General features: G+C 61.1%; 12 protein-coding genes and 1 pseudogene. 5 read left to right on the forward strand and 8 right to left on the reverse strand.

Annotation, left to right across the window (positions count from 1 at the left end; all coding sequences use genetic code 11):
- Positions 1 to 348: 348 nt before the first annotated feature.
- Positions 349 to 858, reverse strand: a complete 510-nt coding sequence (locus tag AC1DXW_RS29925) for a cupin domain-containing protein (protein WP_477754946.1) — start codon at positions 856 to 858, stop codon at positions 349 to 351.
- Between the two features lie 217 nt (positions 859 to 1,075).
- Between AC1DXW_RS29925 and AC1DXW_RS29930 the strand changes: the two genes are divergently transcribed.
- From AC1DXW_RS29930 to AC1DXW_RS29950, 5 genes are all read left to right on the forward strand, one after another.
- On the forward strand, positions 1,076 to 1,840 hold the full coding sequence (locus AC1DXW_RS29930; RefSeq protein ID WP_477754945.1) for a COG4705 family protein: 765 nt from the start codon (positions 1,076 to 1,078) through the stop codon (positions 1,838 to 1,840).
- 27 nt (positions 1,841 to 1,867) lie between these two features.
- Entirely contained in the window at positions 1,868 to 2,302 is a 435-nt protein-coding gene (locus AC1DXW_RS29935; RefSeq protein WP_477760836.1) for a hypothetical protein, read from the forward strand.
- Positions 2,303 to 2,385: 83 nt separating this feature from the next.
- A complete protein-coding gene (locus tag AC1DXW_RS29940) occupies positions 2,386 to 3,051 on the forward strand; it encodes a response regulator (protein WP_477754943.1) in 666 nt (221 codons plus the stop codon).
- Positions 3,027 to 4,385 carry an ATP-binding protein gene (locus AC1DXW_RS29945; RefSeq protein ID WP_477754942.1) on the forward strand — a complete coding sequence of 453 codons (1,359 nt, stop codon included), beginning with the start codon at positions 3,027 to 3,029 and terminating at the stop codon, positions 4,383 to 4,385. Before AC1DXW_RS29940 ends, AC1DXW_RS29945 begins: the two co-directional genes overlap by 25 nt.
- A 163-nt stretch (positions 4,386 to 4,548) precedes the next feature.
- The gene (locus AC1DXW_RS29950) at positions 4,549 to 5,616 is read left to right on the forward strand and encodes an alpha/beta fold hydrolase (RefSeq protein WP_477754941.1); all 1,068 of its coding nucleotides are present in this window, start codon (positions 4,549 to 4,551) and stop codon (positions 5,614 to 5,616) included.
- Between the two features lie 308 nt (positions 5,617 to 5,924).
- On the opposite strand, the gene AC1DXW_RS29955 is transcribed toward AC1DXW_RS29950, so the two are convergent.
- From AC1DXW_RS29955 to AC1DXW_RS29985, 7 genes and pseudogenes are all read right to left on the reverse strand, one after another.
- Complete coding sequence (locus tag AC1DXW_RS29955) at positions 5,925 to 7,085, reverse strand: OmpA family protein (protein ID WP_477754940.1); 1,161 nt, start codon at positions 7,083 to 7,085, stop codon at positions 5,925 to 5,927.
- 29 nt (positions 7,086 to 7,114) lie between these two features.
- Positions 7,115 to 7,555 carry a type VI secretion system baseplate subunit TssE gene (gene tssE / locus AC1DXW_RS29960; RefSeq protein WP_477754939.1) on the reverse strand — a complete coding sequence of 147 codons (441 nt, stop codon included), beginning with the start codon at positions 7,553 to 7,555 and terminating at the stop codon, positions 7,115 to 7,117.
- Between the two features lie 3 nt (positions 7,556 to 7,558).
- On the reverse strand, positions 7,559 to 8,095 hold the full coding sequence (tssJ, locus tag AC1DXW_RS29965) for a type VI secretion system lipoprotein TssJ (protein ID WP_477754938.1): 537 nt from the start codon (positions 8,093 to 8,095) through the stop codon (positions 7,559 to 7,561).
- Positions 8,076 to 9,173, reverse strand: coding sequence for a type VI secretion system baseplate subunit TssG (gene tssG / locus AC1DXW_RS29970; protein WP_477760837.1), 1,098 nt, complete (start codon positions 9,171 to 9,173; stop codon positions 8,076 to 8,078). The genes tssJ and tssG overlap by 20 nt, the downstream gene beginning before the upstream one ends.
- Entirely contained in the window at positions 9,137 to 10,906 is a 1,770-nt protein-coding gene (gene tssF / locus AC1DXW_RS29975) for a type VI secretion system baseplate subunit TssF (protein ID WP_477755997.1), read from the reverse strand. Before tssF ends, tssG begins: the two co-directional genes overlap by 37 nt.
- A gap of 23 nt (positions 10,907 to 10,929) precedes the next feature.
- Positions 10,930 to 12,516 carry a type VI secretion system protein TssA gene (gene tssA, locus AC1DXW_RS29980; RefSeq protein ID WP_477755996.1) on the reverse strand — a complete coding sequence of 529 codons (1,587 nt, stop codon included), beginning with the start codon at positions 12,514 to 12,516 and terminating at the stop codon, positions 10,930 to 10,932.
- Positions 12,513 to 12,710 (reverse strand): annotated as a pseudogene (locus tag AC1DXW_RS29985) (hypothetical protein); the annotation flags it as partial. The gene tssA and the pseudogene AC1DXW_RS29985, both read right to left, overlap by 4 nt.

Raw genomic sequence — 12,710 nt, forward strand, 5'->3', positions numbered from 1 at the left:
GATCTATAGCGTCCTTCGATGCCCCGTAGGCGAAGTTCGCTGCGCCGGCCTTGATGCGGTTGAGATAGCCGTAGATATAGATCGTTAGCAGGATCGAAGGGTTGATTTGTCGCCGCAGCGGTAGCCGGCTGATGCTTTGATCAGGGTGCCTGTCATCGAACTCTGAGCCGAAGTTTGCTGGAGCTGGGGTATTGAGTTGGCTCGAACAGGGATCGGGGATTGGTAGCTTGAAAGAACCTTTGGTAGAAGTTCCACCCAGACACATAATTTAACATAATATACATTACACGTAATGCCATATTACCGAATTGACCCTGACACACACAGATCTTGAAGCACGCAACCACCTCATCCAAGCGTCAGCTTTTCGATCAGCGCCCAATGCTCGGGAAATTGCTGACCGAGCTCTTGCCGGTCGCCCATTTCCATATCCGCGAAATCAAATCCTGGCGAAACCGCTTCACTGATCAAGCCGAATCCTGCAGCGCCTTGCATCACCTGCGAAGCTTTCCAGATTCCACCGGGCACGTGCAGCTGCAAGTATTGTCCGGCGAGAACGTCGTGACCCATCACGATGGTTTTCAACGTGCCGTCCGGAAAAATCAGCGTGTACTGAATCGGATCGCCCAGATGATAGTAATGAACGATGTCTGACTGGTTGAGATGGAAATGACCTATCGGAGAATCCTCGGTCAACAGATAAAAAATCGATGTCATGCAATGCCGTTGGCCACCCGCAGTTACAACCATGTTCTGGTCGTCCGATTGGTAGGTTCTGCGAAAGAATCCACCTTCGATATGGGGCTCAAGACCCAGGGTCTTGATCATTTCTCCAATTTGCAGGGTGCTTTGATTCATTTGCCGCGCGCCTCTCATTGGTGATTTTAGTGACACATTCGCAGCATTTATAAACATAACTCGACTAAATAGTGCTTTAGTCGAGTTGGCTTTTACTCTGGCTCGAAGCCGTACCAGAAAACCGCTCGACTTCCCCGCCCCTCAGTCTCAGCTAAGTTTCGCTGCGTATCGTCTCCCTTGCGCAAGTTCGGCGCTGCACAGGAGAGGCAACCCGCCCATGAAACCCCATACAGCCGGATGGCTCAACAAAGTACCCGAGGTGACGCTGTCATTCTGGGTGATCAAGATCCTGTCCACGACGGTGGGTGAAACCGGCGCGGACTTTCTCGCTGTCGATGCTGGCCTCGGCCTGGGCTGGACCAGCCTCGGCATGGCGACATTGCTGGCCATCGCCCTGTTCATACAGATGCGCAAAACCGCCTGTTCGCCCTGGATCTACTGGCTGACCGTGGTGCTGGTGAGTATCGTCGGAACGCAGCTTACCGACATCCTGACCGACGTTCTCGACGTCAGCCTGTACACCAGCACGGCGGTGTTTTCTGTCCTGCTGGCAGTCAATTTTCTGGTCTGGTACCGGGTGGAACACAACCTGTCGATCCGCGAGATCGTCACTCCTCGACGGGAATGGTTTTACTGGACGACCGTGCTCTGCACCTTTGCCCTCGGTACGGCGGCTGGTGACCTGGCCACCGAAGCACTGGGCCTGGGTTTCACCCTCGGTGCCGTGATTTTCGCCGCGCTGCTCGCCGCAACCCTGGTGGCCTGGCGCCTGGGAGCCAACATGGTACTGGCCTTCTGGATCGCCTACATCCTGACCCGTCCGTTCGGTGCTTCTCTTGGCGACTTGCTGACCCAATCCAGGACCTACGGTGGCCTCGGCATGGGCGCTACCTGGACCAGCGCGATTTTCCTGTGCGTCATCGTCCTGCTGGTGGCGGTCGCGCAGATCAGCGTCGGCAACCGCAAACCCGTCACTCAGTAACGCTTATTAGTCCATCAAGGAATCGTCATGCGCCCTTTTCAACACATCATTCGCCACGTCGCCATTGTCTCGTCGATTTTTCTGCTGGGCATCGCCGCCGGCTGCTCGAAACCTGCCGACAAGCCCGCTGCTGGCGCTGCATCCGGTGCGATGAGTGCACAAACCCAGGCCGGTTCAAAACTGGGTGACCTGTCCGAGTTTCGCAACATCGCCGCCGACGTTGCCACGATCGTTGATAAAAACGACCTGCCGGGCGCGAAAGCCCGCATCAAGGACCTCGAGAGCGCCTGGGACTCGGCCGAAGCCGGGATCAAGCCTCGTGCCGCCAGCGACTGGCATGTCGTGGACAAGGCCATTGACCGCGCGCTCGACGCCTTGCGCGCCGGCAGCCCGCAACAGAGCGACTGCAAGGCCCGCATGGACGAGCTGATGAAGGCCTTCGATTCGATGAAAAGCGCGTAATAACCGGGCGGACAAACGCCGGTACAGGTGCTTCAATACAGGCGCGTCGGTCATCACCGCCGCGCCTTTTTTCGGAGCGGGACATGCGCATATTGCTGGTCGAAGATGACCCGATGATCGGGGACGCCATCCAGGGCGCACTGAGTGATGCGAGCTACGCGACCGATTGGGTGAAAAACGGCCTTACCGCACTCTCGGCGCTGGAGACCCAGCCCTACGACCTGGTGCTGCTGGACCTCGGGTTGCCCGGCAAGGACGGGCTCGATGTCCTCGACAGCATTCGCGCCCGCAACAACCCGGTGCCTCTGCTGATTATCACTGCACGGGACAGCCTCGACGATCGCCTGCGCGGCCTCGACGGTGGCGCCGACGACTACCTGCTCAAGCCCTTCGACTTGGCCGAGTTGCTGGCCCGCATGCGCGCCGTGCTGCGCCGTAACGGCGGGAGCGCCCAGTCATTGCTGGACAACGGCGTGGTGGCGCTGGACCTGGTGTCGAAACAGGCGAGCACTGCCGAAAACCCCGACGTGCAACTGTCCAGCCGCGAGTTCGCCCTGTTACAGGCCCTGTTGATCCGCCCGGGCGCGATCCTCTCGCGCAGCGAACTCGAAGACCGCCTCTACGGCTGGGGCAACGAAGTGGAAAGCAACGCCGTGGAGTTTCTGATTCATTCGCTGCGGCGCAAGCTGGGCAACCAGGTCATCAAGAACGTCAGGGGTATGGGATGGATGGTTTCAAAAAGCGCTTGATCGACTCGGTGCAGGTACGGCTGTCGGTCGCGCTGTCGCTGGCCATCCTGATCGTGGCGGTGCTGGCCGGGGTGTTTGCATTCGTCTCGGCCCTCGACGAAGCCCATGAAATGCAGGATGAAACCTTGCGTCACGTGGCCGTGCTGTTCGATCGGCAGCAGATGACCCTGCACTACCCCGCTGCCGAAAAAATCGCCGGCGACGACGAAGAATCCAGGGTCATCGTGCAATACCTGGCCGACAGCAGCAAAGCCGCCGGCCACACTGACGACAGCGTCATACCGCTGCCCTTCCCTACGACGCTGGCCGATGGTCTGTCGACCTTGAACATCGCCGGCGAAGACTTTCGAGCGCTGGTCAGGACCACCGCCCGGGGCGAGCGCATCGTCGTCGCCCAGGAGACGGGTGTGCGCGACAAGGAGGCGCGAGAGAGCGCCTGGCGCAGCCTGCTGCCGTTTCTCATTCTGTTTCCGGTGCTGTTGCTGGTGGTGAGCGATCTGGTGCACAAGCTGTTTCGCCCCATTGCCACCCTCTCCGATGACATAGACCGACGCGACAAACAGCCCCTGCACCCTATCGACGAGAACCATCTGCCAAGCGAGATCCGCCCTTTCGTCGTGGCCATCAATCGCCTGCTGGCACGGGTTGCACAGTCCATGGAAACCCAGCGCCGCTTCATCGCCGATGCCGCCCACGAACTGCGCTCGCCCATGACAGCCCTGTCCCTGCAAGCCGAGCGACTGAAAGCCACACCCATGCCGACGCAAGCCGTCGAGCGCCTGCTGCCACTGTCTCGCGGCATAGAGCGCAGCAGAAAGCTGATCGATCAATTGCTGGCCCTGGCCGCCGCACAATCGAACGCCGAGCGGCCGCAGACCAGGGTGTCGGTGCATGAGGTCTATCGACGGGTGCTGGAGGACCTGTTACCACTGGCGGAACGCAAAAACATCGACATCGGTGTTGATAGTAGCGAAGACGTGCAGGTCGTCATCAACGAAATGGACCTGCTGATCCTGGTCAAGAACCTGGCAGACAACGCAATCCGCTACACCCCTTGCGGCGGACGCGTCGACCTGTCGGTGGAGCTCGCACAGGAAACCGTGATCCTTCAGGTCAAGGATTCCGGCCCTGGCATCACCGCCGATGAACAACCGCGCGTGTTCGACCCCTTCTATCGCAGTGTGGGCACCGAAGAGGCAGGCTCCGGGCTGGGCTTGTCCATCGTCAGGGCCATCGTAGAGCGTACCGGCGCTCGCGTGCGCCTGAGTTTCTCGGACGAGACGAACAAGCGCGGGTTATGTGTCTCGATCGAGTTGAAAAGAGGCTCAGGCTAAATGTCTATGTATCACAGTGTGTCAATGTGACTTCTCGATACACAGACTTTCATCGGGCCTGCGATTCGACACAGGCCGGATACATTGCCGCGTTTCAATGCAAGCCAGGTTTGAAGGGGCTCGGACCGGACCCCTGACCCATGGCTGGTAATGGAGACATCCCATGAAGATGGCACTGCGCAACAGCAACCCCCGCAACACTCGCCGCCACCTGGTCGGCCCTTCGATCCTCGCGCTTACGCTGTTCGGCGTGCTCGGCGCGGCCCACGCGCAAACGGCCGCCACCACGCAGCCAGGGGCGCCCCCTGCCGCTACCACGCAGGCGGCGCCCCTGCCCTTCGGCCCGCTCAAGCATGTCAACGCCGGACTGCTGAACGTGGCGTACGCCGAAACCGGCCCGGCCAACGGGCCGGTGGTGATCCTGCTGCACGGCTGGCCGTACGACATTCACAGCTATGACGAGGTCGCACCGTTGTTGGCCGCCAAGGGCTATCGGGTGCTGATGCCCTATGCACGCGGCTATGGCGATACGCGTTTCCTGTCCGTAGAAACCGAGCGCAACGGCCAGCCGGCTGCGCTGGCCAGTGATGTCATCGACTTCATGGATGCCCTGAAGATCAAACAAGCAGTGCTCGGTGGCTATGACTGGGGTGCGCGTTCGGCCGATATTGTCTCGGCGCTGTGGCCGGAGCGGGTCAAGGCACTGGTCTCGGTCAGCGGTTATCTGATCGGCAACCAGGCAGCCGGCAAGAACCCGCTGCCACCCAAGGCGGAATTGCAGTGGTGGTATCAGTTCTACTTCGCCACTGACCGCGGACGCGCCGGTTACGAGAGAAACACCCACGACTTCGCCAAGCTGATCTGGCAACTGGCTTCGCCGAAATGGGCATTCGATGACGCCACCTTCGACCGCAGTGCCAAGGCGCTGGACAACCCGGACCATGTCGACATCACCGTGTTCAACTACCGCTGGCGCCTGGGCCTGGTCCAGGGCGAAAGCCGATACGAAGCGCTGGAGCAGAAGCTGGCCACGGCGCCGTCCATCAGCGTGCCGACCATTACCCTGGAAGGCGATGCCAACGGCGCGCCCCACCCTGCCCCCGAGGATTACGCCAAGCGTTTCACCGGCAAGTACCAATTCCGGCTGATCAGCGGCGGCATCGGCCACAACCTGCCGCAGGAAGATCCGCAGGCGTTCGCCAAGGCGGTGATCGATGCGGATCATCTTTGAGGGCCGATCCGGCATTCGCCTGCTGTTGCCGAATAACCACCTCCGTGGGCACGGTCCCTTGTAGGAGCCAGCTTGCTGGCGATGGCCGTAAACGATAACGCGTGTGAACTGGATAAACGCGGTGCACTTGAGTCCATCGCCGGCAAGCCGGTTCCTACAGGGTATGCACCTGATCAGTCATCCAGCGTTCAATGCCCCTTTCAGCCTTGTTCGGGTAGGTCCAGCCCAGCGCCACAATACAAAGAAGGTTCTCTTGATACTGTAAACCGGACATCGGCTCCCCCCGGCATCCGCTTCCGAAGCAAACCTCAGGTCGACGACTGACAGGCGCCCTTTTCCGGTACCAGACGAATATCGACACGACGGTTGGCTTCCCGCCCCGCCTCGGTGTCATTGCTGGCTATCGGTTGACTGGCGGCAGCCCCCCGAACGGCAAAGCAACTGGCCGGGATGTCACCCATGCGTTGCATCCAGTCGTGCACGCTGGCGGCGCGGGCCTGGGACAGTCTGATGTTCTCTTCAGGATTGCCCGTGGCATCACTGTGCCCGGTGATGACAATCAACAGGTCTGGCTGAGCCTTGATGTCGACCAAGGCATTGATCAGTACCTTGGTCGAGCCGGGCTTGAGCGTGGCACTGCCTGCCTCGAACAGTGACAGACTGCGCAGATGCACGGGTTCGCCGATGTCCTGCTTGTGCTGGAAAAAGGCCAGATGGCGGGGCCCGCCCTCAGTAACCGAAATTGTCACCCAGCCCTGCCACCACAATCCACAAACCAGAATCAAGGTGGTGGCCACAGCAGACACCCACAGACGGATACGCCGCGTTTTTTTTCGCTGTTTTGAACCCGACAGATCGGGCAGCGGTGGGCTGGGAATGATCATCACCGGCATGAGATATTCCGGCACGTACCCCCCGATCGAAGGCAGCCCCGGTGCGCTCGACAAGCGCCTTGCCTGCGTCCGCTGCAGGAGATTGCCGACTTGTTGAGCCAATGCCAGCAGCGTTTGCGGAGCAATCAGCCCCGTGCATTCCAGGCGCGCGTTCAATCGCTCAAGCTCGGTGCCCAACTGGACAAGCGCCGGCAAGTGCCGCGAACTGATGTCCACACCCCGCAGCAAGGCCTGCAGTTGACCGAATAGCCAGGCCAGAATGTCCAAGCGCGCAGACTCCAAGTGTGGCCACACACCCGTCCAATCGCCGAGCAATACCTCGATCAGTGACACCCCTTGCACCATGCCATCCAGGCCATAGCGTTGACCGTTTGCCAGCGCGAAAGCCGCAGCGCTTTGCAGATCCGCGCCATTTTTCTGGAACAACGCCAGGCACAACTGCTCTATCCGGCCCCAATCCACGTCCGGACACGCCGGATGGCTCAGATGGGTCAATTCATCGCGAAGTGCGACAAACTCGTCAAAGTCCCGTGGATCACCACCTGCCCGCACATGAATCGCAAACAACCCGGTCATTTCCTTTCCTTCCTTTTGCCTGTCCGATGTCACGGCGTCGACAGGTAGCTCTGCCGTTTGAGGTGACGCATGAGTACCTTGCCTTCAGGCGCCAGAGTGGTGCCGAAGGTCACCCGTTTGCCGCCTTTGAGTTGCATGTCGAGGGCATACTCCAGATGGCCCGGCAGCACCTGTGCCAACAAATCAATGCTGACTGCGGCCAAACGCGGTTCGTACTTGAGCAGGGTCTTGCTCATCGTTTTCATCAGGTCATGGGCCGTGGCGGGCAATCCCTGCAGGATCACGCCCATGTCCGGCAAGCCGTAGTCCGGCAGGTGGCTGAGCGTGCCGGCGCGGCTATTGAGGATGCGTTGCAGATTGTCCAGCACCGACAGGATTTGCTGGTCTTCTTCGCCGACTCGATACAGTTCCAGTTCGCCATCGAAGTTCTGCAGGAGCATTTCATACAGCGAAGGGTTGAGATCGGTCATTGCCTACTCCTTCGCCAATGGCCGCAATGTCAATCGGTTGTCTCCCAGCTCGATCACCCGAGGCTGGTCCGGTTCAAGGTCATTGCGGGCCAGGGTCAGGCGCCAGGTGTTCATTCGGGTGTCCGGTTGACGGAACAGACCGACCACCGTGACGAATTTTGCGTCCCTGTTCATGGGTACGCTCAGTAACGCACCCTCGCCGGGCTTGATCACCACGGCATGCGCGTCCAGCAGATCGGCACTGAGTGTGCTGTCGCCATGGCTGAGCAGGCTGTCATAGCTGGCCTGCTCCACGGCTTTACTGTCACGCAATTGGTACACCCGCACCAGGGTCGGAACTGACAATGCACTCATGTCCGTTTCATCGGTGTTGTTCGCCGCTCGACCGGAAAAGTCCAGGTGCAGCGTCGTGACCTGCTTGTAGAACACGGCCCGTGCCGCCGAGGCGGTGCTGTCCGAGACGGTCTGGGTCAACCCGCAACCGCCGAGCAAGGTGCCCAGCGTCACCCATGCCAATGAATTACCCAGCGTACGCAACATGCTGTACCTCCCTGTTCCGTGGATTCTGCGAAAGGCCCTGGTAGCGACCAAGGTTGATGGTGATGGTGTCGTGCTGCGCGGTTTGACAGGCGTCACTGCCCTGCGCCAATACGCCGGTCATGCCAAGCAATACCTGCGCATGGCCCAATACCGGCGCTGGCAGGCTGCGCATCGGTAGCTGCAACTGCAGTTGCGCAGTGCAGCGCCAGCCCAGGTACACGCGCAGCAACACCAGCAGGTCACTGTGCAACTGTCCCCCCGGCAACCAGCCGTTGGCCTCGCGGGTGTCCTCGGTGAAAAGTCCAAGGAGCAACTGGCTGTTGGCGTCGTGTCCGGTATGGCCCAGTGGCGTGCCTTGGGACAGGCTGACGGGGTGGCTTGCGGACAGACCGGCCGGTTGCAGCAAAGGGACTTTGCGAGGCCAGTGTGGAGTCACCCGCGCTTGAGTGTTCGGTGCCAGCAGCCTGACCAATGCGCTGATGCCTTCGGCGTTTCGGGTTGGCAGACGCATGACACTGAGCAACGCGAGAAAACGCGAAATCGGCGTGGCGATCCGCCCGGCGGTGCCGGGTATGCCGAGGCCGATCAGGCCGAGCAAACACTGCGAGGTCTTGTCGGTCGCGCCGGATTCGAATGTGGCCGGGTACGAGTACTTGCGCCAGATCCGGTAGAACTGGGTGAAGATCCGGTGGTTGAAAATGTCGAGGAACGCTTCCAGTGCCTCGTGCCCTTCCCGGCGTTGGGCAATGTCGTCGACGAACGCCGTGGGCATCGGTGAATCGACACCGTACAAACCCAGCAAGCGGGTACGCACCGTGGCCGGGCGTTGCGGATGTTCCTCATCGACCTCGATGGACTTCAATTCGCCGGCCGGAAACCCCATGCCGGGATCCGGTCGAAACCGCACCGGATCATCCGCCACACGCGCGGTACTCCCCAAAGGCGGATGCCCGGGCAATGACTGTTCCAGCAACTGACAGAAACGATACAGACTGGCCTCGGCCACCCGCCCCTGCAGCGTTTGCAGCAAACCGCCGGCTTTCAACCGGGAATACGCTGACTGTGGTTCTCGTTCCATCGCAAGCACTTCCCGGTCGGTTGAAGGATCAGCGTGAGCTGGTTGAACAGGTGAATGTCGGCATACAGGCCGAAGAAGCGATTGAGCATTTCGCCGAACAGGCTGATATCGCCTTCGCCACAGAAGCCGTTGGCGTCGAGGGTCACTTCGATATCCACCCCACGCAGCAGAAAACCCTTCTCGAAACGCTGGATCAGGTGATGCCTGACCTCGACGATCGCTTCCAGGCGCCGCCGGTTCAGTTCACTGCCCGTCCAGTCATACAGCGCCAGAGTGCCTCGCAACACCTCGGCACTGTCGAGCATCGGCAGGAAGTTCGAACCCAGGTGACTGAGCACCCGCCAATGGAAACGGTCACGGTTCGGCGGATAGCACGGCAAGGTGGGTGCACACAGGTTGCGTACCCGCAAGCGGGACTGAGCGGACTGCGCGACGGTATCGAGCAGCGTGCTTTGCAGGGCCTTGCGCGGCAGTTGCCCGTTGGTACCCGTCAGTCGCAACGACAGGCCTTCACGCTGAAACAACCGGTCCTGATCGAAGCCTTCGCCGCCCAGAATCAGCCAGGTGTCATGCAAACCATTGGCGCCCTGGCGCAAACGCGTATGGAAATAACGCTCTGGCGCCTCGTCGCGCAGCATGCCGCCCTTGTGGCGAAAACTGCTGAATGGCACATAGTCATGCCGCTCGGCGTTCTTCGAAGACGTGACCTGATCCACCGAATAGATCTCGGTGTGGCCGTCCTGCAGACGCATGGGGCGCAGCAGGTAGTCCGTTTGCAAGGGGGCGAGTTCCAGTGGATCGGCTTCCAGCGCAAACAGATTGATCACCGGCACGGCATGCAGGCGAATGTGCTCGACACTCAGATCGAAGCCATGCGGCCATGCCTCGCCAAGGACCACGTCCAGCTCGAACCAGGGTGTACCTGGCTTGAGGTTCAGGTGCTGCAGTCCGCAAAGGGTCACGAACATGAATTTTTCGCGGAACGTGAAGTACTCCAGCAACAACTGATAGCCACTGAACGCGCTGTCGCCCTTGGGCCACAGACGATCTTCGTCGGCAAATCCCTTGGGCGCAAAATGGCCCTCCAGCGCCTGGCGATCCGACTCCCCCGCACATCGCACGTACAGCGCCTGAACCTTGAGAGTCAGCGCCTGATGCAGCGTGCTGGCCAACGCCGCATCGGCATTGAGGTACAGCGGCAGGCAGCTCAGGTCGACCTGGCTCCAGTCGGTCATTGTTCCGCAGGCAAAGCGCAGGCGCAGCACCGAGCGCCCGTCCGGCTCCTGGGCATGTCGTACAGACGCCATGGCCAGCGGGTGCAATGTCAGGTCCTGGGTGGTGGTGTAACTGCATCGGGTGCGTTGCGGTCCGATGGGCTGCGACAGCACTTCAAAGCCCTTGCCGATTCGTTCGCTGAGCTTCATCTGCGCGAACTCCGGCGCCAGTTCGACGATCGACAACGAAGCGATGGTGCGCAGGTAATGGGGCCACAACAGGCTGACCAGGCCTTCGGTCAACTCTGGCAAATCGTCGTCGAGCTTTTCACGCAGCCGTCCCATGAGGAAGGCAAAGCCTTCGAACAGGCGCTCCACATAAGGGTCCTGCGCCCCTGGTTTATCCAGGTTCAGTTGCGCGGCCCGATCGGGGAACGCCTCTGCGAACTCCTTGCCGGCCTCGCGCAGGTAACGCATCTCCGCGTCGAAATAACGCAGCGTCAGATTTTCCGTGTTCACAAATAAATCCTGATAAATGAGGTTCAGCCGCAGAGCACTGCGGCGCGTACCGGATCGATGGCTACCAGCGCCGCCAGCAACGCGTCCATGCGCCGGGCCAGCGCGGGTTTATCCGCATCATTGCGTTGCGCTTTGAGGCGCAGCAATTTGAGCAGACGGGCCTTGACCTCAAAGTTCAGGTCCGGCTCCCACTCCGCCAGGGCCTGGCGCTGGGCGATGGCATCCAGTTCACCCAGCAGGTGAATGGCCAGGTCGCTCTTGCCGTACTGCTCGGCCACCCGCGCCATCAACAGGCGCAGCAGCCAGCGCTGACGGCCTGTGTGCACGTCGGGCCGTGCGGCCAGCCAGGCCAGCGCCGCCTCCACCCCATCGCTGTCGGCGTGCGCCAGAGCCTGGGCTTCCAGGGACAGGATCCCGGTATCTGCCTCGATGGCTGTCGTCGCCGGAGCAGGCAACCACTGTTGGGTCTGATTACCGCTGACATGCTGAGCGATCCACTCGCGAGTGGTCTCGTCGGCGAACGGTGTGCCGTCGCTCCAGCACAGGGCCTCCAAGCCCGGGAGCCGCTCAAGGAACATCCCCAGGTCGCGCTTGGCCACATCGGCCCAGCTGTCCAGCGGCGCGGATTGCTTTCTCAACGCCTGGTACACATACCACTGCAGATCCAGCCAGAAATGATTCACGCCCTCGGCGAACATCCCTTCGACCTGATCCAGCAGTTCCTGCCAGTTCTGCTGCAGGTGCAGTCGCTTGAGCTGTGCCTTGTAGTCACCACGTGGGGGGGCCAGACGGGTATTGCCGTTGATGTCCTGAGGCGGCGGCTGATGCAGCGTGTCCCAGCGCAGGCTTTTCATCAGCCGATGGGCCGCCAGCCAGCCCTGGGGTTGTTCACGCAGATAGCCCGCCAGGGCCCGGCCACTGTCCAACAGATCGCGCCCGGACTTGATGGACGTGACACCCGGCACATCCGATGGGGTGTTTGCTTCATGACTGGCACTGTTCTGCGGCACCAGAGCATCCACCCCGCCGGACTGCGCCAACCGTGCAGACAACGCGGCATACAGCGCGCCCAACGCCGGGCGCTGGTCCTGCGGCCAGGCGTCAAGCCCCTGCTGCAGCCAGGCCAGCGCCGCGACCGTGCGCTCAGCTTCGCTGCGCACAACCTCCGGATACAGCGACAGGCTGTCCAGCACCTTGCTGCCGGCCAGCCACTCCAGGGCCATCTTGCGGCTGTTGGCCCGCACCGGCAGCACCTGCTGCGCGTAATGCCCGACCAGCGCGGCCAGCAGGCCAAGGCCATCGGCGAGTCCGGCCTCGCCGTCTTTGTGCAAGCGGGCCCACAGGTAGTAAGTGGCGACGCGCAGGTCCTTGCAGCTTTGCCGCAGAAGTTTTTCAGCCAGTTGCGCCACCCGCTCGGCGTCCGCGCCGGACAACTTGTTGACCTCTTCGCGCATGCGCTGGAAATCATCGTCGTAACCGGGATCTTCACCCACCGGGGCATCTGCGCTGATGGGTTGCAACCAGGCTTGCCAGCGCCCTGAAGTTTCCCGGGCCAGTGCCAGGGCATCGCGCTCGCCCAGGCAGCTGCTGATCAATCCTTGCAAGCTCATGGCACCTCCCCCTTCTGTGCATGAGGCTCGGCGTTGTTGCCCACCCCGAGAAAAATCTGCGTCGGCAGCTTGAACCCACGCAACTTGAGCAGCGCCAGCGGTCCCGCGCCCAGTTCGGTGCGCAGGTGCCAGGTCAGGCCCAGGCCGTCCGGGGCCTTGAGCACCATGCGGTAGTGGCTGTCGCCGTCGTCCAG

The organism is Pseudomonas sp. P4_C4 (genome assembly GCF_056402055.1).